The organism is Streptomyces sp. LBL (assembly GCF_029893585.1).
GTDB lineage: Bacteria > Actinomycetota > Actinomycetes > Streptomycetales > Streptomycetaceae > Streptomyces.
This window is the reverse complement of the sequence record NZ_JARXYX010000004.1, coordinates 43,407-64,754: the sequence shown is the minus strand read 5'-3', so window position 1 is coordinate 64,754 and position 21,348 is coordinate 43,407. Positions and strand designations below refer to the sequence as shown.

General features: G+C 70.0%; 16 protein-coding genes. 15 read left to right on the top strand and 1 reads right to left on the bottom strand.

Annotated elements, in window-relative coordinates; genetic code table 11:
- Positions 1 to 11: 11 nt before the first annotated feature.
- The gene (locus M2271_RS05755; protein ID WP_280886002.1) at positions 12 to 1,097 is read right to left on the bottom strand and encodes a hypothetical protein; all 1,086 of its coding nucleotides are present in this window, start codon (positions 1,095 to 1,097) and stop codon (positions 12 to 14) included.
- A 593-nt stretch (positions 1,098 to 1,690) separates the two neighbouring features.
- Here M2271_RS05755 and M2271_RS05750 point away from each other — a divergent pair.
- The 15 genes from M2271_RS05750 (at position 1,691) to M2271_RS05680 (ending at position 21,215) form a co-directional block, all read left to right on the top strand.
- The gene (locus M2271_RS05750; RefSeq protein WP_280886230.1) at positions 1,691 to 2,758 is read left to right on the top strand and encodes a hypothetical protein; all 1,068 of its coding nucleotides are present in this window, start codon (positions 1,691 to 1,693) and stop codon (positions 2,756 to 2,758) included.
- A 48-nt stretch (positions 2,759 to 2,806) separates the two neighbouring features.
- Positions 2,807 to 3,589 (top strand): TIGR03936 family radical SAM-associated protein, encoded by a 783-nt coding sequence (locus M2271_RS05745; RefSeq protein WP_280886001.1) that lies wholly within the window; start codon positions 2,807 to 2,809, stop codon positions 3,587 to 3,589.
- Positions 3,590 to 3,861: 272 nt separating this feature from the next.
- The gene (locus M2271_RS05740) at positions 3,862 to 8,328 is read left to right on the top strand and encodes an Rne/Rng family ribonuclease (RefSeq protein WP_280886000.1); all 4,467 of its coding nucleotides are present in this window, start codon (positions 3,862 to 3,864) and stop codon (positions 8,326 to 8,328) included.
- A 218-nt stretch (positions 8,329 to 8,546) separates the two neighbouring features.
- Positions 8,547 to 9,614 carry a glucose-1-phosphate thymidylyltransferase gene (locus tag M2271_RS05735; protein ID WP_280885999.1) on the top strand — a complete coding sequence of 356 codons (1,068 nt, stop codon included), beginning with the start codon at positions 8,547 to 8,549 and terminating at the stop codon, positions 9,612 to 9,614.
- Positions 9,611 to 10,621: a dTDP-glucose 4,6-dehydratase gene (rfbB, locus tag M2271_RS05730; RefSeq protein WP_280885998.1), complete on the top strand. Its 1,011-nt coding sequence runs from the start codon at positions 9,611 to 9,613 to the stop codon at positions 10,619 to 10,621. Before M2271_RS05735 ends, rfbB begins: the two co-directional genes overlap by 4 nt.
- A gap of 234 nt (positions 10,622 to 10,855) precedes the next feature.
- Positions 10,856 to 11,779 (top strand): dTDP-4-dehydrorhamnose reductase, encoded by a 924-nt coding sequence (gene rfbD / locus M2271_RS05725; RefSeq protein WP_280885997.1) that lies wholly within the window; start codon positions 10,856 to 10,858, stop codon positions 11,777 to 11,779.
- A complete protein-coding gene (locus M2271_RS05720; RefSeq protein WP_280885996.1) occupies positions 11,776 to 13,818 on the top strand; it encodes a glycosyltransferase in 2,043 nt (680 codons plus the stop codon). Before rfbD ends, M2271_RS05720 begins: the two co-directional genes overlap by 4 nt.
- Before the next feature lie 10 nt (positions 13,819 to 13,828).
- Positions 13,829 to 14,437 (top strand): dTDP-4-dehydrorhamnose 3,5-epimerase, encoded by a 609-nt coding sequence (gene rfbC / locus M2271_RS05715; protein WP_280885995.1) that lies wholly within the window; start codon positions 13,829 to 13,831, stop codon positions 14,435 to 14,437.
- A gap of 185 nt (positions 14,438 to 14,622) precedes the next feature.
- Positions 14,623 to 14,943 (top strand): 50S ribosomal protein L21, encoded by a 321-nt coding sequence (rplU, locus tag M2271_RS05710; RefSeq protein WP_280885994.1) that lies wholly within the window; start codon positions 14,623 to 14,625, stop codon positions 14,941 to 14,943.
- A 14-nt stretch (positions 14,944 to 14,957) separates the two neighbouring features.
- Entirely contained in the window at positions 14,958 to 15,212 is a 255-nt protein-coding gene (gene rpmA, locus M2271_RS05705) for a 50S ribosomal protein L27 (protein ID WP_280885993.1), read from the top strand.
- A 104-nt stretch (positions 15,213 to 15,316) separates the two neighbouring features.
- Positions 15,317 to 16,753, top strand: coding sequence for a GTPase ObgE (gene obgE, locus M2271_RS05700; protein ID WP_280885992.1), 1,437 nt, complete (start codon positions 15,317 to 15,319; stop codon positions 16,751 to 16,753).
- 175 nt (positions 16,754 to 16,928) lie between these two features.
- Positions 16,929 to 17,219, top strand: a complete 291-nt coding sequence (locus M2271_RS42460; protein WP_348539146.1) for a hypothetical protein — start codon at positions 16,929 to 16,931, stop codon at positions 17,217 to 17,219.
- A gap of 204 nt (positions 17,220 to 17,423) precedes the next feature.
- Complete coding sequence (locus M2271_RS05690; RefSeq protein ID WP_280885991.1) at positions 17,424 to 18,974, top strand: alkaline phosphatase D family protein; 1,551 nt, start codon at positions 17,424 to 17,426, stop codon at positions 18,972 to 18,974.
- A 265-nt stretch (positions 18,975 to 19,239) separates the two neighbouring features.
- Complete coding sequence (locus M2271_RS05685; RefSeq protein ID WP_280885990.1) at positions 19,240 to 19,416, top strand: hypothetical protein; 177 nt, start codon at positions 19,240 to 19,242, stop codon at positions 19,414 to 19,416.
- Between the two features lie 299 nt (positions 19,417 to 19,715).
- Positions 19,716 to 21,215, top strand: coding sequence for a bifunctional cytidylyltransferase/SDR family oxidoreductase (locus tag M2271_RS05680; protein WP_280885989.1), 1,500 nt, complete (start codon positions 19,716 to 19,718; stop codon positions 21,213 to 21,215).
- Positions 21,216 to 21,348: the final 133 nt, after the last annotated feature.

The following is a 21,348-nucleotide window of genomic DNA, read 5'->3' as shown; positions in this document are numbered from 1 at the left end:
GGGTGGCCGAGCTACTCGAGCCAGGTTCCGACTGCGATCCCGAAGTCGGTGTCGAGGTACATGGCTGTCGCCTGGCAGTAGCCGGAATCCGGAGAGCCGATGGTGGAGAACAGTTCGCTCCTCGAAACCAGCTTGGCGAGCTGGGTGATGAGCGACGCGATCTTGACCGGTGCGTGGACGCGTTTGTCGTTCTGCAACTGGGCGAGGACGTCGAGCATCTTGTCTCCCTCTGCCCGAGCCTTCCAGAAATCCTTGACTCCTTTTGGTGTCCAATTATCGGGAATCAGGTTTTGCAGCCTCTGGGCGATTCTGTGCTCCGGCACCGTATTGAATATAGCGTTGGTGCAGACCTCGGCCGCCTTGCCGATAGGGTCTTTCGGCTGCCCCTGAGCCGAGGCGGCAGCTTCCTGTTGGTGCCTCAACCGAGTGGACCGATTCTGCATGTCCTTAGCGGCTTCGGTTCGGTCCTTCGTTGACGTCTTGTGGTCGGAGAGCACCTTCAGTTGCTTGCTTTGCTTGTACGCGGTCCCCACGAGGGCATCTTTCTTCTCCCGGGGCATCGGCTGGGCTGCGGCTGTCTGCACCGCGGCGCTCAGCTGCAACGCGAACCAACCAGATTTCTCCGTACCGGAGCGCGCCGCCACTGTCGGGTTCAGTTCTCCGGAACTCACCGTGTGGTTCAGCACTCCCGAACTCACCGTGTGGTTCACCACTTCCGAAGTCGCGATCAGTTGGTCTCGCAGCTTCTGCGGCGTCCGGGGGGCGCAGATCATGCTCAGCGTGGACGTCGTCCGCTTCACGACCATGAGGAGAAAGGACCGCGCCTCGGCCGGAACTCGCCGAGCGTAACCCACCTTCAGTGCGGCGGACGCCTGCTTCACGAACGGGATCAACCGTTTCCGCAGCTTGGGGGGTGTGCTGTCGTCACCGATGGCTTTCAGCGCGATGGTCAGCTGTTTGACGCTCTCGATGACTCCCTGTCTGTCCTGCGGCGACGTCTTCGGGTCCTGGACCGCTTCGAGAGTGGTCGTCAATTCGTCAACAGTCGGCACGAGTTCCTCGGGGACGTCACCCTTCGTCTCGTCCAGACGCGTCATGACGTCGTCGATCTGTTTCGTCTGTTCCGCAGGGGGGTCGGACGCCGCTCGGCCCGCGTCATCGGAACCTGGCGGCTGTGACGGCTGGTCAGAGGGCGGTGTGTGCCCCGAATCCGGCGACGGAGTATCACTCGGTGCGGGCAGGGTGTCGGGGGCCGTAGGCGTCGCCGGACCACTCGGCGTGTCCGGGGGAGGCGGCGTGTCCGGGGGAGGTGGGTCCACGGGAGACGGAGGCGGTGTCTCAGCGGGCGACTGCGGCCTGCTCGCGCTGGGGGCCTGAAGCGTTGTCACCGCACCTGTCAGACCCGCTGGAAGGGCGAGAGCCGCAACCAGGAAGGATGCGTTGACGCTGTGAAAGGCGCGTCGCCGAAAGGTTCTGGCCATAGAGGTTCCAGATGCGCTTCGCGTGGTGGGTGCTTCATCCGTTGAGGACCCGGGCCCATGAATCCACTGTTCACCCGGTCGACGTAGCCCGCAACGCGAACGCCTGGCCTCGGGCTCGTCGTTGCCGGTCGAAGTGGGGATTTCGAGGAGGCGTGGAGCAACCAGCGCGGTACGGGATCCGGACGGGCGGCTGTGGCGTCTACGTCGTCATGGACCTCGAGAAACCACCAGATCGGCCGCCAGGGCAGGCGGCGCCCGAAGGGTGCCTCGTCGTCGCGATCCGGATTCCTGTGCGGATCGTGGTGCTTGTGCTGGTCATGCCGGTGCGGATGGTGTGGGACGTGCTCGCCGTCGTCGGGCGCGTGCTGAGGGACACCCTGCTCAGGCCGCTCGGGCGGGCCCTGCTATGGCTCGGCAAAGCCCTGTTCTTCTGGCCCGCGGTCGCCCTCTGGCGCTATCTCCTCGTCCCCGTCGGCAAGGCGCTCGGCTGGCTCGGGAACGTGCTCGTCGTCGTGCCGCTCACGTGGCTGTACCGCTACGTGCTCACTCCGGCCGGCCACGCCCTCGCGTGGGTGCACGCGCGCGTGCTGACCCCGCTTGGGCACGGGATCAGGTGGCTGCTCAAGGGCGTCGGGGCCGTGTTCGCCGCCCTCGGCCTCGGTGTGTACACCGCCGTGGTCTGGCTCGCGCGGTATCTGATCGTCGTACCCGCGCTATGGCTGTACGAGTGGATCCTCGCGCCCGTCGGCCGGGCCGTCGCCTGGTGCGTGACCGGGCTCGTCCAGCTGGTCGGCATGATTCTCCACTGGGCCACCCGGATCCTGTTCGTGCTGCCCGCGCTCGCCGTGTGGCGCTGGATCCTCACCCCCGTCGGACGCGTCCTGGCCGTCATCGCGCGCGAGGTGGGGGACGCGCTCGGGCACGCCTGGCGGATCGCCGGGCACATCTCGCTCGCTGTCGGACGGTTCCTGGGGACTCTCTTCCGGTGGATCTTCGTCGAGCCGGTGCGATGGGTGTACCGCAGGGTGCTCACACCGGTCGGGCACGCCGTACGGGACCTGGTGCTGCGGCCCGCGGCCGACGCAGCCCGTGCCGTGGGGCGGGCCGCCCGGCAGACCCTCGTCGCCGCCCGCGAGTCCGTACGGCAGGCGCGGGCCGACTTCCGGCGCATGCTCTTCGGGGATCCGGGGCAACCGCAGGTGGTGGACCGGCGGGAACCGATGGGCGCCGAGACACGTACTCTTGGTAGCAGTACGACCGCTCTCACGAAGGACTGAACGACACTGGGCAAGCGACAGCCCGAAGGCCCGCCGCCCGCACCCGCGGTGCAGCGCATCCGACTGCGCTACACCAAGCGCGGCCGCCTCCGGTTCACCAGCCACCGTGACTTCCAGCGCGCCTTCGAGCGTGCGTTGCGCCGTGCCGAGGTGCCGATGGCGTATTCGGCGGGATTCACGCCCCATCCGAAGGTGTCGTACGCCAATGCCGCACCCACCGGCACGGGCAGTGAGGCGGAGTATCTGGAGATCGCGCTCACCGCGGCGCGTGACCCGGAGCGGTTGAGAGCTCTGCTCGACGAGTCGATGCCCACGGGGCTCGATGTCATCGACGCCGTCGAGGTACGGACCTCGGGACTCGCCGACCGGCTCACGGCTTCCGTCTGGGAGCTCAGGCTGGACGGCGTGGACCCGGCGGAGGCGGAGCGGGCGGTTGCCGCCTTCAACACCGCCGAGGCCGTCGAGGTGCAGCGCACGACCAAGAACGGCGTCCGGACCTTCGACGCCCGCTCGGCGGTCGTCCGGCTCGAAACACACAGTTCACAGGAAACACACAGTTCGCAGGCCGATAGGCCGACCGACCAGCCCTGTGCGATACTGCGGCTGGTTGTTCGGCACGTGACGCCTGCCGTACGACCCGACGACGTCCTGTCCGGTCTTCGCGCCGTGGCCGACCTGGCGCCGCCGGTCGCCGCAGCGGTGACCAGGCTGGCGCAGGGGCTGTTCGATGAAGAGACCGGCACGGTGACCGACCCGCTCGCGCCCGACCGCGAGGCAGCGACGGCCCCCTCAAAGGCCGTACCCGCTGCCGCCGCGACGGCGCCGGCGTAAGGAAGGTTCCGCGTAGGGACGGATGTCGTAGCGCCGCCCTCGTACTCGGGAGCCACCTGGGTCGGGCAGCGCACCGACCACAAGACTTTCGCCAGGCCGTACGCAATCGGCGTACGGAACCGGTGAGACAGGACACAGAGAGCTCCCGTGCGGCGCCCGCGCCCCGGACGGCGGCACCGCGCATCGCGCGAGCCGCGGACGTCAACGGCGATCGACATGATCGACGCCGGACCAGGTGCGGCGCCCGGGAGCCTGACGGGAGACAAGCCCGCATGCTCGAACCGACCGAACCCACCGAGGGTTCCGAACCGAACACCCCCAGCGACACCCTGCCGCCGCGTCGTCGGCGCCGTGCCGCTTCCCGACCGGCGGGTCCGCCGGTCGGTGTCGAGGAGACTCCCGCCGAGACCGTCGCGCCGGCCATCGCGGCCGCGCAGGCCGAGGACCTCGCAACGGCCGAGGACTTCGTGGCTGACGAGAATCTCGTGACCGACGAGGACCAGAAGAGCGCCGAGGGCATTGAGGGTGCCGAGGCCGCTGAGGCTCAGGAGATGCCGGCGGCGGCGGCCGCGGTGGAGACCGCCGGTGGAGCCGAGGCCGCGCCTGCCGCGCGTACGCGTCGGCGGGCCACGCGGCGTGCTTCCGCACCCGCCGGAGCACCTGCGTCCGCGCAGGCAGCGGAGGTCGCCGAGGTCGTCGTACCCGTGACCGCTGCCGCCGAGCCCGCCACCGCGGAGAGCCCGGCTGTCGCCGAGACGCCGAGCGGGACGCCGGTGGCCGAGGACAGCGAGGAGGCCGCGCCGCCTCGCACGCGTCGGCGGGCCACCCGTCGGGTCTCCGCGCCCGCGGCGGCGCCGGTCGCGGCCGAGGCGGCGGAGAGCGTGGTGCCCGCATCCGCCGGTACCGCCGGTGATGTGGTGACCGAGGCCGCCGAGGCTCCGGCCGCCGCGACCGAGGACGCCGCGCCTGCCGGGCGTACGCGTCGGCGGTCCGGGCGTCGGGCTGCCGCACCTGCCGGGGCGCCGAAGTCGGCCGAAACCGCCGATGTTGCCCTTGGTGCCGAGAGCGTCGAGGTGGCGCAGGCCGTCGAGAGCGCCGGGGAGCCGGTGGACCTCGCGGACGCGGCGGTCGACACCGACGCCGTGACCGCCGCGCAGGAGAGCCAGGCCGCCGTGGAGACGCCGGTGGTTGCCGAGACCGACGGGGACGAGGGCGCAGCGCCGCGTCGTACCCGCGGCCGTGCCGCGCGTCGAGGCACCCGGGCCGAAGCCGCTTCGGCCGGTGCTCCGGAGACCGAGTCCGACGCCGCTTCGGCCGATGCTCCGGAGACCGAGTCCGAGGCCGCCGCAGACGAGGCGCCCGTCGAGGACGCCACGCCGCGTCGCCGTCGGCGGGCCACCCGCAAGGCCGCGACCGGCTTCGCCGCGCCCGCGCGGCCGGCCGGGGGCGAGACCACCGAGGACGAGTCTCCGCGTCGGCCCACGCGGCCGGCTGTCGCCGTGTTCCAGGCGCCCGTGTTCACCGAGCCGCAGTTCCAGACGCTGGAGCGGGCCGCCGCCGAAGCCGCCGCCGAGGCGGAGACCGACGTGGTCGAGGAGCCCGAGCAGGACACCGAGCCGTACTCCGAGGACTTCGCCGAGGAGCAGGGCGGCGGGCGTCGCCGGCGCCGCCGCCGGGGCTCCGGCTTCGCGCAGGAGTCCGAGGACCGGGCCGCTGCCGCCCCCACCGCCTCCGCCGTGGAGGAGGAGCCGGAGGAGACCGACGAGAGCGACGAGAGCGACGAGTCCGCGGAGACCGTCGACCTCGATGGGGACGACAACGAGGAGACCGGCTCCCGCCGTCGTCGCCGTCGGGGCGGCCGTCGCCGTCGCCGGGGCGACTCCGGCGATGCCGACGCCGAGTCCGGCGAGGGCCAGGAGGGCGATGCCGAGCACCTGGCCGTCGCCCAGGCCGCGCACAACGCCGAGGACACCGCGGAACAGGTCGAGGAGGACGCTGAGACCGACGACGCGGACGACCACGAGGACTCCGGTGGCTCCAGCAGCAGCCGCCGGCGTCGGCGCCGGCGTCGTCGTGCCGGGGACACGTCCCCCGACACCGAGCCGGACGAGGGCGACCCCGAGCGCACCGTCGTGAAGGTCCGGGAGCCGCGCAAGGCCGCCGAGCCGTCCGACGAGGTGCAGTCCATCAAGGGCTCGACGCGTCTGGAGGCCAAGAAGCAGCGCCGCCGGGAAGGCCGTGAGCAGGGCCGCCGACGCGTTCCGATCATCACCGAGGCCGAGTTCCTGGCCCGCCGTGAGGCCGTCGAGCGGGTGATGGTCGTCCGGCAGAGCGGTGAGCGCACCCAGATCGGCGTCCTGGAGGACGGCGTTCTCGTCGAGCACTACGTCAACAAGGAGCAGGCGACCTCGTACGTCGGCAACGTCTACCTGGGCAAGGTCCAGAACGTGCTGCCGTCCATGGAGGCCGCGTTCATCGACATCGGCAAGGGCCGCAACGCCGTCCTGTACGCCGGTGAGGTGAACTTCGAGGCGCTGGGCATGGCCCATGGGCCGCGCCGCATCGAGTCCGCCCTGAAGTCCGGCCAGCCGGTCCTCGTGCAGGTCACCAAGGACCCGATCGGACACAAGGGAGCCCGTCTGACCAGCCAGGTCTCCCTCCCGGGCCGCTACCTCGTGTACGTGCCCGAGGGCTCGATGACGGGCATCAGCCGCAAGCTGCCCGACACCGAGCGGGCCCGGCTGAAGACCATCCTCAAGAGGATCGTCCCCGAGGACGCCGGTGTCATCGTGCGCACCGCCGCCGAGGGCGCGAGCGAGGACGAGCTGCGCCGTGACGTCGAGCGGCTGCAGGGGCAGTGGGAGGACATCCAGAAGAACGCCAAGAACGGCGGCAACGCGCCGACGCTGCTGTACGGCGAGCCGGACATGACCGTCCGGGTCGTGCGGGACATCTTCAACGAGGACTTCACCAAGGTCATTGTCAGCGGCGACGAGGCCTGGTCGACCATCCACGGGTACGTCGCGCACGTCGCGCCCGACCTGGCGGACCGGCTGTCCAGGTGGACCTCCGAGGTCGACGTCTTCGCCACGTACCGGATCGACGAGCAGCTCGCCAAGGCGCTGGACCGCAAGGTCTGGCTGCCCAGCGGCGGTTCGCTGGTGATCGACCGGACCGAGGCGATGATCGTCGTCGACGTCAACACCGGAAAGTTCACCGGTCAGGGCGGCAACCTCGAGGAGACGGTCACCAGGAACAACCTGGAGGCGGCCGAGGAGATCGTGCGCCAGCTGCGGCTGCGCGACCTCGGCGGCATCATCGTCATCGACTTCATCGACATGGTCCTGGAGTCCAACCGCGACCTGGTCCTGCGGCGCCTGCTGGAGTCCCTGGGCCGCGACCGTACGAAGCACCAGGTGGCCGAGGTGACCTCGCTGGGGCTCGTGCAGATGACCCGTAAGCGGGTCGGCCAGGGGCTGCTGGAGTCGTTCTCCGAGACCTGCGTCCACTGCAACGGCCGCGGTGTCATCGTGCACATGGAGCAGCCGTCCGCCGTCGGTGGCGGCGGCGGCAAGCGCCGCAAGCGCGGGCGGGGCGGTGACGTCCACGAGCACGAGACGGACGTCGAGACTCCTGAGGTTCTGGAGGAGAGCGAGGCCGAGGTCGCCGCGGAGGTCGCCGAGCCGGTGGCGCTGGCCGAGCCCGCGTTCGTGCCCGACGAGGAGCTGTACAACAGCGTCGCCGAGGCGGAGGCCGCGGCCGGCCGGGGGCGCTCGCGGCGCCGGGCGAGCCGACGGGCGTCGGCTCCGGCGGGCACGCCCAACCGCGACGACAGCCGCGACGACAGCCGTGACGACAGCCGCGGCGACAAGTGGGACGAGACGCGCGAGGACAGGCGCGTCGAGAGGCGGGACGGCCGCCGCGGTGGCCGACGCGGTGACCGGCGCGCCGAGGCGGAGGCCGAGGCGAAGGCCGACACGCGCGCCGACGCTCCGACGGCCCAGGACGTGACGGTCCAGGAAGAGATCGAGCGTCCGGTGCAGCCGCAGGAGGCCGCGGTCGCGCACGCCGAGCCCGCTGCCGCGGAGGACCCGGTCGTCGAGGCTTCGGTCGTCGAGGCTCCGGTCGTCGAGGCTCCGGCCCCGTCCGCCGAGGAGGCCGCACCCAAGGGCCGTACCCGGCGTCGCGCGACCCGTAAGGCGTCCGCGCCGGCTGGTTCGCCCGCGGGAGCCGAGGCGGCCGTCGTGACGGTCGCCGAGACCGCACCCGTGGCGCCCGAACCGGGGGTCGATCAGGCTGCGGTCGCAGCGGCCGCCGAGCAGACCGAGTCGGTCGCCGAGGCACCCGCCGAGAGCGCCGCCCCGGCCCGGCCGAGGCGCCGCGCCGTGCGCAAGGCCACCGCGCCCACCGCGTCCGAGGAGGCGGCCGTCGTGGTCGTCCCGGCTGCCGCGGAGGAGCGGGCGGTCACGGAGGAGCCGGCTGCCACGGAGGAGCCGACCGAGGAAGCGGCGGCGGACGACGCTGCTCCGGCCAAGAAGACGGCCCGTAAGACGGCCAAGAAGGCCACGGCGAAGAAGGCCGCCACCAAGAAGACCGCGGCCAAGAAGACGGCCGCGAAGAAGACGACGGCCAAGAAGGCGGTCAAGACGACGACCGCCAAGAAGGCGGCGTCGAAGAAGACGGCGGCGGCCGAGCAGCAGCCGGTCCCGTCCGTCTCGACCTCGGCGGACGAGGACTGACGGCCCGCACCGAAAAGAACGTGGTCCGCCCCCGGTTCGACGACCGGGGGCGGATTACGTTTTACTCCGCGCGTTTCGTTCACCCAGGGGACGAGGGTGTGAACGAAAGGTGAATCAATGATCCCTCGGCAAGGTTATGATGTGAGCCGAGATTGACGCTAAATTCGTACAAGCCGGGATTTTTATCCCCGTAAGTGCACAGTATTGGGGCGCATTACGTGAAGGCTCTCGTGCTCTCCGGGGGAGCGGGTACCCGCCTCCGCCCGATCACTCATACCTCAGCCAAACAGCTGGTGCCGGTCGCCAACAAGCCTGTGCTTTTCTACGGCCTCGAAGCGATCGCCGAAGCCGGGATCGACGAGGTCGGCATCGTCGTCGGGGACACCGCGGACGAGATCCGCGCGGCGGTGGGCGACGGCTCCCAGTTCGGGATCAAGGTCACCTACATCCCGCAGGAGGCGCCGCTGGGCCTCGCCCACGCCGTCCTCATCGCCCAGGACTTCCTCGGCGACGACGACTTCGTCATGTACCTCGGTGACAACTTCATCGTCGGTGGCATCACCGGTCTGGTGGAGGAGTTCCGCGCGGAGCGACCCGACGCGCAGATCCTGCTGACCAAGGTCCCCAACCCCACCTCGTTCGGCGTCGCGGAACTCGACGGCGAGGGCCGGGTGGTGAACCTGGAGGAGAAACCGAAGCAGCCCAAGAGCGATCTGGCGCTCGTCGGCGTCTATCTGTTCACCCAGGCCATCCACGAGGCCGTCCGCTCCATCGAGCCCTCCTGGCGCGGCGAGCTGGAGATCACGCACGCCATCCAGTGGCTGATCGACGAGAGGCGTGACGTCCGGTCCACCACGATCTCCGGCTACTGGAAGGACACCGGCAACGTCACCGACATGCTGGAGGTCAACCGGTCCGTCCTGGAGACCGTGCAGCCGCTGAACGCGGGCACGGTGGACGAGAACAGCGAGATCATCGGCAGGGTACGCATCGAGGAGGGCGCCCGCGTCAGCGGCAGCCGGATCGTCGGACCCGTGATCATCGGCGCCGGTTCGGTGGTCAACGACGCGTACGTCGGCCCCTTCACCTCGGTCTCGGAGGACTGCCGTATCGAGGACAGCGAAATCGAGTACTCCATCGTGCTGCGCGGTTCGTCCGTGACCGGTGTGCGCCGGGTGGAGGCCTCGCTCATCGGGCGGGACGTCGAGGTGACGCCCGCTCCCCGTAACCCCAAGGCCCACCGGCTCGTGCTCGGTGATCACAGCAAGGTGCAGATCTCTTCATGACGGCCCCCTCTCCCGCCCACCCGACCCGGATCCTGGTGACCGGCGGTGCCGGTTTCATCGGCTCGCACTACGTCCGTACACTGCTCGGCCCCCAGGGTCCCGGTGATGTCGCGATCACCGTCCTGGACAAGCTGACGTACGCGGGCAACCCGGCCAACCTCGACGAGGTGCGCGAGCACCCGCGGTTCGCCTTCGTGCAGGGCGACATCTGCGATCCCGAGCTGGTCGGCAAGCTGATGGCCGAGCACGACCAGGTCGTGCACTTCGCCGCCGAGTCGCATGTCGACCGCTCCATCGACGGCGGCGCGGAGTTCGTCCGCACCAACGTGGTCGGCACGCACACGCTCATCGACGCGGCGCACCGGGCCGGCATCAAGACCTTCGTGCACATCTCCACCGACGAGGTCTACGGCTCGATCGACGAGGGCTCCTGGCCCGAGACCCACCCGCTGGAGCCCAACTCGCCCTACTCCTCGGCGAAGGCCTCCAGCGACCTCATCGCGCTGTCGTACCACCGCACCCACGGCCTGGACGTCCGCGTCACCCGCTGTTCCAACAACTACGGGCACCACCACTTCCCCGAGAAGGTCATCCCGCTCTTCGTCACCAACCTTCTCGACGGCAAGAAGGTCCCGCTGTACGGCGACGGCGCAAACGTCCGCGACTGGCTGCACATCGACGACCACGTCCAGGGCATCGAGCTGGTCCGCACCAAGGGCCGCGCGGGTGAGGTCTACAACATCGGCGGCGGCACCGAACTCTCCAACAAGGAGCTCACCGGGCTGTTGCTCAAGGCGTGCGGCGCCGACTGGGAGACCAGCGTCGAGTACGTCGAGGACCGCAAGGGCCACGACCGCCGCTACTCCGTCGACTGCACGAAGATCCGCGAGGAACTCGGGTACGAGCCCCGCAAGAGCTTCGAGCAGGGCCTCGCGGAGACGGTCCAGTGGTACCGCGACCACCGCGCCTGGTGGGAGCCGTTGAAGGAACGGGCGGCCCTCGGCTGACGCGCCCGCCGTCATACCGGGCCCGGGTCCGCCCCGGGCCCGTTCCCGTGTTCCGGGCGCTGCCGGGAACCCGGCGGTGGCCCAGACCGTCCTCTACACCAGGGTGGTCCCACACACCAGGGCCGTGACCGACACGCCCGGGCTGTCCCGTCGCCCACCAGGGCCGTCCCCCGCACCCGGGTCGTCCCGTCCACCCGCGCCACCCCGTACCCGTACAGAGGACACAGCAGAAGCATGAATCCGACCCAAGGACGGGCAAGCGCGCCGGCCGGCTGGCTGGTCACCGGAGCGGGCGGCATGCTCGGCCAGGACGTGCTGGCCAGGCTGACCGCCGACGGTGAGCAGTCCGTCGCGCTGGACCGCGCGGCGCTGGACCTCACCGATCCCGCGGCCGTACAGCGCGCGCTGGAGCGGCACCGCCCCGCCGTGGTCGTCAACTGCGCGGCCTGGACCGCCGTGGACGACGCCGAGACCCGTGAGGCCGAGGCGCTGCGCATCAACGGCGACGGCCCGGCCCACCTCGCCGCCGCCTGCGCCGCGACCGGCGCCGTCCTGCTCCACGTCTCCACCGACTACGTCTTCGCCGGCGACGCCACCACCCCGTACGCCGAGGACGCCCCCACCGACCCGCGCAGTGCGTACGGCCGCACCAAGCTCGCCGGTGAGCAGGCCGTCCTGAAGACCCTCCCGGACCGCGGCTACGTGGTCCGCACCGCCTGGCTGTACGGCGCGGGCGGCCCCAACTTCGTCCGCACCATGATCCGTCTGGCGGGCGAGCGCGACACCCTGGACGTCGTGGACGACCAGCGTGGCCAGCCCACCTGGAGCGCCGATCTGGCCGGTCTGCTGCTCGATCTGGGACGCGGAGCCCTGGCCGGCACCGCCCCGGCCGGGATCTACCACGGCACCAGCTCCGGTGAGACCAGCTGGTACGGCTTCACCCGGGAGATCTTCCGCCTGCTCGGCACCGACCCGGACCGGGTCCGCCCGACCACCAGCGGGGCGTTCACCCGTCCCGCCCCCCGCCCGGCCTACAGCGTGCTCGGCCACGAGCGCTTCGGACCGGCCGGTATCGAGCCGCTGCGCGACTGGCGCGCGGCCCTCACCCAGGCGTTCCCGGAGATCCACCGGGTCCGCGAGAAGGAGAACCCGGCGTGACAGCCAAGGTCAGCGTCGTCATCGCGGTCTACAACCCCGGCAAATACGTCGAGGACTGCGTCTCGTCCCTGCTGCGTCAGAGCCTCACCCCCGACGAGTTCGAGGTCTTCTTCGTCGACGACGGCTCCACCGACGAGACGCCTGCCCGCCTGGACCAGTTGGCGGCCGAGCACCCTCACATGCACGTCATCCACCAGGAGTCCTCCGGCTGGTCCGGCCGCCCCCGCAACACCGGGGTCGACGCCGCCCGCGGCGAGTACGTGATGTTCGTCGACCACGACGACTGGCTCGGCGACGAGGCCCTGGAGCGGATGTACGACTACGGCAAGGCGAACGACGCCGACGTGGTCGTCGGCAAGATGGCGGGCATCGGCCGCCCGGTCCCGCAGGAGCTGTTCCGCGTCAACCGGCCGCGCGCCACGGTGGCGAACGCGCCGTTGATCGACAGCCTCACCCCGCACAAGATGTTCCGCCGGGAGTTCCTGAACGAGCACAACATGCGCTTCAAGGAGGGCCGTCGGCGGCTGGAGGACCACGTCTTCGTCGCCGAGGCGTATCTCCGGGCGAAGAGTGTCGCCGTCCTCGGCGACTACCTGTGCTACTACCACATCACCCGCGACGACGGCTCCAACGCCGGCTTCCAGCGCTTCGACCCGGCCGGCTACTTCGGGAACCTCCGCGAGGCTCTCGACGTGGTCGAGGAGCTCACCGAGCCCGGTCCGCTGCGCGACAAGCTCTACAGTCGCTGGCTGCGCAACGAGATGGTCGAGCGGCTGCGCGGCGCGCGGCTCCTCAAGCTCCCCGAGGACTATGCCGAGGAGCTGTACCGCGAGATCCGCGGCGTGGTCACCGAACGCTTCGGGCCGGGCGTGTTCGCCAAGGTCGCCCCCACCCAGCGGGTGGTGGCCGGACTCATCGCCGCCGACCTCTACCAGGACATCCGGGCACTCGCCCGCTGGGAGGCCGGCATCAAGCCCACCGGCAACCTGTCCTCCCTGGCGTGGGAGGGCGGCGTTCTGAACATCGGCTTCGACGCCGAGTACCAGGTCGACGGCGCCCCGATGACCTTCCGCCGGGACGGTGAGCGCGACCTGCTCGGCCTGCCGCTCTCCGACAAGGCGCTGGAGGCACTGGCCGGCCAGGACATCGCCCTGGACGCCCCGGTGGACCGCGGCGACGTGGACCTGGTGGTCCGGCACCGCGAGGACGCCACGCAGTACTACCTGCCGGTCGAGTGCGAACCGCACCGTCTGGAGGCGGGCGAGGGTTCCTTCCGCCAGCGGATCACGGCACGCGCCGTGCTCGACCCGGAGACGGCGGCCGCCGGCGCCCCCCTGGACAAGGGCATCTGGGACCTGCACATGCGCATCAAGTCCTGCGGCTGGAGCAAGGAGACCCGGCTCGGCGCGGTGCGCGGCGAGGACGTGGACGGTGGGCGCCTGGCCGCGCTCACCGGTGCGCCGAGACGGCTGGTCCTGCCGTACTGGACCGACGGGCCCGGCAACCTCTCCCTCGACGTCGACCAGCACACCAACAAACTGGAGCGCGAGGCGGTGGCGCTGATGGACCCGGCCGCGGCCGTGGTCGACGGTTCCATGGTCCGGCTCCCGCTGCCGCTGCACCTCGCGGCCAAGGGCGCGGATCCGGATGGCACGGACCCGGATGGCGCGGATCCGGATGGCACGGACCCGGTGCGGCTGCGTTTCGAGCGCAAGAACGTGGGCAAATTCCCCGCCGACGCCGTGGTGGACGGCCGTACCGTGAGCGCCCCGCTACCGCTGGATCGGCTCATCGGGCGCCGCTGGGCGGTCCGGATCGGTGTACCGTCCGCCGCCCGTGGCGCGGCACGCTGGACCCGGCTCCCGGTCGACGTGGTGGTGGACGCCGACGGCGTCGCCCGGGTGATCGACCGGCACACCCCGCCGGCCAAGTCGGGGAAGCAGTCCGCCCCGCAGCAGAAGCCCGCCTCGCGTCCGCTGTGGCGCCGGGCGGCCGGGCGCATCAAGCGCGCCCTGACGAACCAGCAGAACAAGAGCTGAGGACCCCGCGATGCGACCCCTTTCCCTTTCCGGTGCCTGGGTGCACGAGCCGAAGGTCTTCCCCGACGGCCGGGGCAGTTTCCACGAGTGGTTCAAGGCGCCTCCCTTCACCGAGGCGGCCGGCCACCCGTTCACCCTGGCCCAGGCCAACATGTCCGTCTCCAGCCGGGGCACGCTGCGCGGTATCCACTTCGCGGACGTGCCGCCCGGCCAGGCCAAGTACGTCAAGTGCGTACGCGGCGCGGTCCTCGACGTGATCGTGGACATCCGGACCGGCTCGCCCACCTTCGGCCAGTGGGAGGCCGTCCGCCTCGACGACCAGGACCACCACGCGGTCTACCTCTCCGAGGGCCTCGGTCACGGCTTCATGGCGCTCACCGACGACGCCACCGTCGTCTACCTCTGCTCCGAGGGCTACGCCCCCGAGCGCGAGCACGGCATCCATCCGCTCGACCCGGCCCTCGGCATCGACTGGCCCGCGGACATCGCCCCGCTGCTCTCCGCCAAGGACGAGCAGGCGCCCACCCTGGCCCAGGCCCGCGAGCAGGGACTGCTGCCCTCCTACGAGGAGTGCGTGGCCTACCGGGAGAGCCTCGGCGACCGAAGCGCCCCGAGGTGACCGGCCGCGGCCCCGGTTTGACCCCTTCGGCCGCGGCCCCGTAACCTGGACCGTCGGCGTGTCCCTAGACGCGTCACATCCCCGTAAACCTCATCCTCCAGGGCACTGGGTGCTCAGGAGAGGCTGCTCGTGTCTCGTGCGGCTGGACTGCGGGGGTGCCGTTCCCGAGCGAGAGTGAGATCTGCGTGTACGCCATCGTGCGCAGCGGTGGTCGCCAGCACAAGGTTGCTGTCGGCGACATCGTTGAGGTTGACAAGATTCCCACTGCCGAGGTTGGCGACACGGTCGAGCTCTCGACCCTGCTCGTTGTCGACGGCGAGGCTGTGACCAGCGACCCGTGGGTGCTGGCCGGCATCAAGGTCCAGGCCGAGATCGTGGACCACCACAAGGGTGTGAAGATCGACATCCTTCGCTACAAGAACAAGACCGGTTACCGCCGTCGTCAGGGCCACCGCCAGCAGTACACGGCGATCAAGGTCACTGAGATCCCCGCGGCTGCGAAGTAAGGGACTGAGGAGAGATGGCACACAAGAAGGGCGCATCGTCCACCCGTAACGGTCGTGACTCCAACGCTCAGCGCCTCGGCGTGAAGCGCTTCGGTGGTCAGGTCGTCAACGCGGGCGAGATCCTGGTCCGCCAGCGCGGCACCCACTTCCACCCGGGCGCCGGCGTCGGCCGTGGCGGCGACGACACGCTGTTCGCGCTGCTGGCCGGTGCGGTGGAGTTCGGCACCAGCCGTGGTCGCAAGGTCGTGAACATCGTTCCGGTCGCCTGATCGGAAGCTTTCGCGAGGCGGACCTCACTTCCCTCACGGGAAGCGGGTCCGCCTTTCGCGTGTTGATCCAAGAACAATTCCGTACGTAACTGGAGGCACATCCCATGACCACCTTCGTGGACCGCGTCGAGCTGCATGTCGCCGCGGGTAGCGGAGGTCACGGCTGTGCCTCCGTCCACCGTGAGAAGTTCAAGCCGCTGGGCGGGCCCGACGGCGGCAACGGCGGACGCGGCGGCGATGTGATCCTCACCGTCGACCAGTCCGTGACCACCCTCCTCGACTACCACCACTCCCCGCACCGCAAGGCCACCAGCGGCAAGCCCGGCGAGGGCGGCAACCGCTCCGGCAAGGACGGTCAGGACCTGGTGCTGCCGGTGCCGGACGGCACGGTCGTGCAGGACAAGGCGGGCAACGTCCTCGCCGACCTGGTCGGGCACGGGACGTCGTACGTCGCCGCGCAGGGCGGCCGGGGCGGCCTCGGCAACGCGGCGCTGGCCTCCGCCCGCCGCAAGGCGCCGGGGTTCGCGCTGCTGGGCGAGCCGGGGGGTCTGCAGGACATCGTCCTGGAGCTGAAGACGGTCGCCGACGTGGCGCTGGTCGGTTACCCGAGCGCCGGCAAGTCCTCGCTGATCTCGGTGCTGAGTGCCGCCAAGCCGAAGATCGCGGACTACCCGTTCACCACCCTCGTACCGAACCTGGGCGTCGTGACCGCCGGGTCCACCGTCTACACGATCGCCGACGTGCCGGGGCTCATCCCGGGCGCCAGCCAGGGCAAGGGCCTGGGGCTCGAGTTCCTGCGACACGTGGAGCGGTGCAGCGTGCTGGTGCACGTGCTGGACACGGCCACCCTGGAGTCCGACCGTGACCCGTCCTCCGACCTCGACATCATCGAGGCGGAGCTCAGCGAGTACGGCGGTCTCGGCAACCGTCCCCGCATCGTCGTCCTGAACAAGATCGACGTACCGGACGGCAAGGACCTCGCCGAGATCGTGCGGCCGGACCTGGAGGCCCGCGGGTACCGCGTCTTCGCGGTGTCGGCGGTGGCGCACATGGGGCTGAAGGAACTGTCGTTCGCGCTGGCCGAGCTGGTCGCCACGACGCGTGCCGCGAAGCCCCAGGAGGAGGCGACCCGGATCGTCATCCGGCCCAAGGCCGTGGACGACACCGGCTTCGCCGTCGTCCAGGAGGAGGACGGACTGTTCCGGGTGCGCGGCGAGAAGCCCGAACGCTGGGTGCGGCAGACCGACTTCAGCAACGACGAGGCCGTCGGCTACCTCGCCGACCGGCTCAACCGCCTCGGTGTGGAAACGGCGTTGATGAAGGCGGGCGCCCGGTCCGGCGACGGGGTCGCGATCGGTCCCGAGGACAACGCGGTCGTCTTCGACTGGGAGCCGACGATGATGGCCGGCGCCGAGATGCTCGGCCGCCGTGGCGAGGACCACCGCTTGGAGGAGCCCCGGCCCGCCACGCAGCGACGCCGCGACAAGCAGGCCGAACGGGACGAGGCGACGCAGGAGTTCAACGACTTCGAGCCGTTCTAGTCCCTGCTGCGACACCAGGCCCACGGCCCGCCGACAGGACGAGTCAAGTCCAGGGAAAGCTTCGGCATACGGGAAGGGCAAGCAACCATCGCTCCGGTTCGTCGTACCGGGCAGCGCGGATGAGGATCTTGAACCTCTCCGCAGTCGGCTGCCCTTTTCGGCGGCCGGAGTCGACGTGCCCGATCCTGTTTCCTCTCGCGGCGGCCGACGTGCCGGCCCGGTCGCCCTCGCCCTGCCGGCGGTCGGCGCCACCGGCGAGAACACGAACGCCGGATCGGTAGGGACGTTCAGGGCGACGGCGTCGGGTATCACGGCGACGGGCGCGTTCACCTTCGGCGCGGGTACTCTCGGCACCGTCGCGGCGAAGGCACGGCTGGGCTCGGGGTTCGCGTACGGAGCGGAGCACCCGAACGGACGCTCGGCCGGCGGAACGAAGCCCGGCGAACCGGACCGGCCCGTCGGCTGAACAAAGCCCGACGAAACGGCAACTGACGACCCGTAAGACCCGTTGTGACCAACTAACGTTCACTGTGTGGTTCCTTTGCCGCAACGGGTCTACCGTTGTCTACCCATCTGTCATGTACGCGATGTCCTGCGTTCAGCGGGCGGACCGCCCGGCGGGCGAGGTTCCAAAGGTCCAGAAGACGAGCGAGGCAGGGGAGTTCGCCCGATGACCGGATCACTACCGTCCGACCGACGCCGATTCCTGGCCGCCGGCGCCGCCGTACTCGGCGGCGCGGCCTCCGCCCGGCTGTGGCTGCCGGACACCGCCCGAGCGGCCGAAAACGCGCTGCCCGACGGTGTGTTCAGCCTCGGAGTGGCGTCCGGCGACCCGCTGCCCGACGGTGTGGTGCTCTGGACCCGGCTGGCTCCCGATCCGCTCAACGGCGGCGGCATGCCGGACGCCACGGTGCCCGTGCAGTGGGAGGTCGCCGAGGACGAGCGGTTCAGAAAGGTCGTCCGCCGGGGCATCGCCCTGGCCCGGACCGCTTACGGGCACAGTGTTCACGTCGATGTACGGGGCCTGCGTGCGGGCCGTACGTACTGGTACCGCTTCCGCACCGGCGGCCAGCTCTCGCGCGCCGGCCGCACCCGCACCGCCCCCGCCGCGACCAGTTCCGGCAAGAACCTGCGGGTCGCGCTCGCCTCCTGCCAGAACTGGCAGAACGGCTACTTCACGCCGTACGCCGACATGCTGGCCCAGGATCCGGACGTGGTCGTGTTCGTCGGCGACTACATCTACGAGTCGGCGCCCTCGGCGACGGCCGTACGACGGCACGAGGGGACCGGCGAGCCGTACAGCCTCACCCAGTACCGCAACCGGTACGCCCAGTACCGCAGCGACCCCGACCTCGCGGAGATGCACGCGAGCGCGCCCTTCGTGGTCACCTTCGACGACCACGAGGTCGACAACGACTTCGCCGGCGAGATCCCGCAGGATCCGGCCAAGCAGCCGCACGACGCGTTCGTGTCGCGGCTGACCGCGGCCTACCAGGCGTACTACGAGCACATGCCGGTGCGTGCGACGGCCGTGCCGAACGGGCCGCACATCCGGATGCACCGCCGCCTGGAGTTCGGTCGGCTGGTCCGGCTGAACGTGCTGGACACCCGGCAGTTCCGCAGCGACCAGGCGACCAGCCAGGCCGGTGCCCAGGACCCGAAGCTGACCATGCTCGGCGCCCAGCAGAAGAGGTGGCTCCTCGACGGGCTGCACGGCTCGCCCGCCCGCTGGAACCTGATCGCCTCGCAGATCATGATGGCCGAGACGGACCTGCAGATCGGCGAGGGCAAGCTCTGGTTCTACGACGCCTGGGACGGCTACCAGGCCGAACGCAACGTGCTGCTCGACGAGTTCAAGAGCGTCCGCAACCCGGTCGTGCTGTCCGGCGACCGCCATCTGACGATGATCAGCGACCTCAAGGAGGACTACGCGAAGGCGGACTCCGCGGTGGTCGGTGCCGAGTTCGTCGGTACCTCCATCTCCAGCAACGGCGACCAGGACCATGCGGCCTTCCACAAGGAGTGGGACCCGCGCATGCCGGACAACCCGCACTGGAAGGTGATCGACGCCCACCGCGGCTACCACCTCTTCGACATCCGCCGCGACCGCATCGACGCGCAGGTCCGGGTCGTCGACACGGTGCTCCAGCCGAAGTCCGCACCCAGCACGCTGGCCACGCTGCGAGTGGACGCCGGCAGGCCCGGCGTGAAGCTCGTCTGACGCTGCCGCTGCGGAGGCCTGGGACTCGTCGGGGTCCCAGGCCTCTCCCGGTCCTGTCTCGGGCACCCCTCGACAAGACCGAAGTGCTGCGGAATCACCACAAGGAATTCCGTGGAATGGGCTCCCGGAGGAGCTCTGTTCCCAGTCCGCCCGATATGGCGCCTTGCTGCGTAAAGCGCCGTAACACACATAAATGCGTCCGCTCCCGGCCCTCGCGACGTATATGGCGCATATGAATAACGCGTGCGCTCCCCGACCCTGTGACGTGAAGACCCCGTCCCCGCGCTGGGCCGTGAAGGCCGCCGGAATCGTCGCCGCCGGAATCGCCGCCCGGACGGCCGGGCGGATCACCCGGATGGGGGTACGTGCCCTGGGCGATCCCGTCCCTCTGTCCGCCCTGCCGGCCGCCCCGCCGTCCGCCGTGCCGAAACCCGCCGGGTAGCCGTCCCTGGAGCCCCTGATCGCTCCCGAGGTGTTCGGGCACCGCTGTCCGAAGGGGCCGTGCGGACGCTGAGCCCACTGGATGTTACGCTCCGCGATGTCGAAGGTCTGTGGGGTTACTCACAGCGACGAATGCGGGCGTTAGCCCCTACGGGTGGAACGGCCCACCGCCGTCACCAGCGGTGCGAGATGAATGCCAGGTTGCGCGCACATATGCAGCGAACGGCGCTCACCTTGCACTGCGGTAACCGGGAGTGGGACCATTTCCACGTTCCCTGTCGCCCCAAGGTAGGTCACCCTGTGTCACAGCGCATAGCCAAGCCCCGTACCACCGCAGTGATCCTGGCCGGTGGCACCGGCCAGCGCGTGGGTCTGTCGATCCCCAAGCAGCTGCTGAAGATCGCCGGCAAGGCAGTCATCGAGCACACCCTGACCACCTTCGAGAAGGCCGACTCGATCGACGACATCATCGTGCTGATGGCGCCGGGCTATGTGCCCGACATCGAGAAGATCGTCGCCAAGGCCGGGTTCCAGAAGGTCAAGAAGATCATCGAGGGTGGCGCCACGCGGAACGAGACCACCGAACGGGCCATCGCGGCCCTGGGTGAGGGGCTGGCCGACGGCGAGGACCGCAACGTCCTGTTCCACGACGCCGTACGCCCCCTGCTGTCGCGGCGCGTCATCGACGACTGCGTCACCGCGCTCGAGCGCTTCCAGGCCGTCGACGTCGCCATCCCGTCCGCGGACACCATCATCGTCACGCGCAAGCACGGCGACGACGGTGAGTTCATCACCGAGATCCCGGACCGCTCCCGGCTGCGCCGTGGCCAGACGCCCCAGGCGTTCAAGCTGTCCACGATCCGCCGGGCCTACGAGGTCGCCGCCGACGACCCCAACTTCCAGGCCACGGACGACTGCTCGGTCGTACTCAAGTACCTTCCGGACGTGCCGATCCACGTCGTCGCGGGCGACGAGTACAACATGAAGGTCACCCAGCCGGTCGACGTCTTCATCGCCGACAAGCTGTTCCAGCTGGCCTCCACGGCGGCCCCGGAGCAGAAGGGCGAGGACCTCTACCGTGAACTGCTGACCGGCAGGACGGTCGTCGTCTTCGGCGGTTCGTACGGCATCGGCAAGGACATCGGTGAACTCGCCGAGTCCTACGGCGCCAAGGTGTACGCGCTGGGCCGCTCCACCACCGGCACCCACGTCGAGAACCCGGAGGAGGTCGACGACGCCCTGTCCAAGGCGTACGCCGAGACCGGGCGCATCGACTACGTCGTCAACACCGCGGGCGTGCTGCGTATCGGCAAGCTCGCCGAGACCGACAACGCGACCATCGAGGAAGCGCTGAAGGTCAACTACCTGGCCCCGGTGCAGATCGCCCGGTCGTCGTACAAGTACCTGTCCGAGACCAAGGGCCAGCTGCTGCTGTACACCTCCAGCAGCTACACCCGCGGCCGTGCCGAGTACAGCCTCTACTCCTCGACCAAGGCCGCCATGGTGAACCTCACCCAGGCCCTGTCCGACGAGTGGGCGGGTGACGGCATTCGGGTGAACTGCGTCAACCCGGAGCGCACCGCCACGCCGATGCGCACCAAGGCCTTCGGCCAGGAGCCCGCGGGCAGTCTGCTGTCCTCCGAGGCGGTGGCCCGCACCTCGCTCGACGTGCTGCTGTCCGAGCTGACCGGACACGTCATCGACGTCCGCCAGCAGGACCCGACGGCGGCGGCCGGGCAGGCCTCCGGTTTCGACGCGGCCCTGGCCAGTGTCCTTGACCGCCAGGATGGCGTGGCATAATCAACGGCAAATAGTCATCTGTTGTTCAGGCCTCTGTGGCTGCCCCTTATCGGTGCATTCGCAGGGGCCTGAGTCCGTAAAATTCCGGAGTCTTCACAATCCGCTTTCTGAACCTTTTCGGCAATGGCAACCG